Source organism: Martelella sp. (genome assembly GCF_984369615.1).
On sequence record NZ_CFHTCS010000497.1, the window covers coordinates 1 to 2,530 of the forward strand.

Consider the following 2,530-nt stretch of genomic DNA (forward strand, 5'->3'; position numbering starts at 1 on the left):
GAGATCGGTAAAGACGATTTTCATGGTCGGACCTTTCAAGCCATCGTGCTTCCGGATTGCCGGCCGGCGTGCATGCGCCGCCCGACGCTCTTAACGCTTGCCGCGGCCGGTTTGTTGCCGCTCGGGCCGCATTTTTCAGCTTTTGGGCGTCTTTCCCAGATGCTGGCGGGCGGCATAGAGCGCGATCGCCGAGGCGTTGGAGACGTTGAGCGATTTGATGACGCCCGGCATGTCGAGGCGGGCGAGCGCCGTCACCGTTTCCCGGGTCTTCTGGCGAAGCCCCTTGCCTTCCGCGCCCAGCACCAGCGCGACCTTGCCGCCGGCAAAGGTTTCCTCAAGCGGGGCGGGCCCCTCCGAATCAAGCCCGATCGAGGCAAAGCCCATGGCATGCAGCTCATCGAGCGCCTTGGCGAGATTGGTGATCTGGATATAGGGGATATGCTCCAGCGCGCCGGAGGCCGATTTGGCGAGCACGCCCGATTCGGCCGGGCTATGGCGCATGGTGGTGATCACCGCGCCGGCGGAAAAGGCGACGGCCGAACGCAGGATCGCGCCGACATTGTGCGGATCGGTCACCTGATCGAGCACGAGCAGCAGCGGGCTGTCATTCAGCGCATCGAGACGCCTGACCGGAAGCGCCAGCGTCTTCAGCATCACCCCCTGATGGATGGCGTCCTCGCCGAGAATATCGTCGATCTCGCGCGGGCGCACGATCTCGACGGGGAGGCTCTCCGGCAGCGCCAGCCCATCGGTCAGCCGGGCAAGGGCGTTCTGCGTCACCTTCAACGAGATCAGCTTGCGCTCGGGGTTTTCAATGGCCGCGCGGACGGTGTGCAGGCCGTAAAGCAGCACCTCGTCGCCGCTGACGGGCAGCGGGCCGGCCGGTCCGCGCTTGCCCTGTCGGGCCGGGGCAGGGGGCAGATCGCCGCGCGCACGCTTGTTGTCGCGGTGGGCGCGTCGGAGCTTGGCGTAATGGGCGTCCCTGGGGGAGCCGTTCTGGTCATCTTTTTTGCTCATGCGCCCGTTATAAGGCCCGCCGCGGCCTCAGGCTAGGCCATTCCGGCGCAAGAACGGGGAAAGCGCGCGGTCCGGCATGCGGCTGTGATTTTTCTGTCATTTTTTTCTGCCGCGCCGTGTTGACAGAGCGGGGCGGGCCGGTCATATACGCGGCGCAGATCGACATCGCCAAAGCCAACGGGCAGCGGCGAACGATCCAAGGCATGACTGCCGTCCAGGCTGGTACTGGAGGAGTGCGTGAGTGGTTAAAACGGACGGACTGTAAATCCGTTGACTTAGTCTACGTTGGTTCGAATCCAACCTCCTCCACCACCGGCGCCTGACGTTTGCGCGGGTATAGCTCAATGGTAGAGCAGCAGCCTTCCAAGCTGAATATGCGGGTTCGATTCCCGCTACCCGCTCCAGGTTCCCACCTTCTTTTTGTTTCGGCGCGCGGCCGCTGGCTGCAGGGACCGCGATTTCGGCCTCGGGTCATCGTCCCGCCTACCGCATGACAGCGAGGCGCGGATGGCTTAATCTTCCGACGGCAGATTAACGCGCCGAGAGACGACATCGCATGAACATCAAGCAGCTCGAAGTCTTCCGTGCGGTGCTCTCGACCGGTTCGACGATGAGCGCGGCCAGGAGCACCGGTCTCAGCCAGTCGGGCGTCAGCCGTCTCATCCAGCAGCTCGAATCCGATCTCGACCTGACGCTGTTTCAGCGCGTCAAGGGGCGGCTGGTGCCGACGCCCGAGGCGCGGACGCTGGAAGAGGAGGCGAAGACCGTGCTTCTCAACCTGGCCCGTTTCAGCCAGATTGCCGATGAAATCCGCACCGGCGCGTCGGAGACGGAGGTCGTCCGCATCGGCCTGCCCAGCAGCATGTGGGAGAACTTCGCCCCCGCCATGCTGAAGGACTACCGGGACGGCTTTCCCGGCGTCAGGGTCGAGACCTTCTTCGAGACGACCATGACCATCCAGCGGATGATCGACCAGCGGGTGATCGATTTCGGCTTTCTGCGCCATGAGGGCGAAATCGGACCGGGCATTCGCCTCGAGATCGTCGCTGAGGGCCGCAGCGTCGCCGTCATGCACCGCGACCACCGGCTGGCCGCGCGCGATGTCATCCGGCCCGAGGACCTGCGCGGCGAGCCGCTGATCATGCTCGGCCGGCTGCGCGCACACCGGGTGATGCTCGACCGGCTGTTGCAGAACGAGGCCGTCCGCCCAGACGTGCGCATCGAAACCCATTCCAACTCCTCCGCCTGCGCCTATGCCGCCGAGGGGCTGGGGATCGCGCTTGCCAGCAGTTTCTATGCCAATCTCTACAGGCACCTGCCCGTGGTGCAGCGGGTCTTCGAGCCGAAGCTGACGCAGCGCTTCGGGATCGCGTCGGCCGAGGGCGTGCCGATGTCGCTTGCCGCCAAAGGGCTGATGGCGGCGCTCAAGCGCCAGATCGAGCGCTCGCAGGTGGACGACTAGAGCGCCGTGCGTCCATTCGGACGCACAAAGGACGCTCTAACCTATTGAATC

General features: G+C 64.8%; 2 protein-coding genes and 2 tRNA genes. 3 read left to right on the plus strand and 1 reads right to left on the minus strand.

The window, feature by feature from the left end:
* Window positions 1–135: 135 nt before the first annotated feature.
* On the minus strand, window positions 136–1,017 hold the full coding sequence (locus AC5DC2_RS22800; protein WP_491700142.1) for a TrmH family RNA methyltransferase: 882 nt from the start codon (window positions 1,015–1,017) through the stop codon (window positions 136–138).
* Window positions 1,018–1,244: 227 nt separating this feature from the next.
* On the opposite strand from AC5DC2_RS22800, the gene AC5DC2_RS22805 reads away from it, so the two are divergent.
* The 3 genes from AC5DC2_RS22805 to AC5DC2_RS22815 all read left to right on the plus strand — a co-directional run bounded on the left by AC5DC2_RS22805 (window position 1,245) and on the right by AC5DC2_RS22815 (window position 2,479).
* Window positions 1,245–1,329, plus strand: a tRNA-Tyr gene (locus tag AC5DC2_RS22805).
* A gap of 18 nt (window positions 1,330–1,347) precedes the next feature.
* A tRNA-Gly gene (locus AC5DC2_RS22810) sits at window positions 1,348–1,421 on the plus strand.
* A gap of 152 nt (window positions 1,422–1,573) precedes the next feature.
* On the plus strand, window positions 1,574–2,479 hold the full coding sequence (locus AC5DC2_RS22815) for a LysR family transcriptional regulator (protein ID WP_024709134.1): 906 nt from the start codon (window positions 1,574–1,576) through the stop codon (window positions 2,477–2,479).
* Window positions 2,480–2,530: the final 51 nt, after the last annotated feature.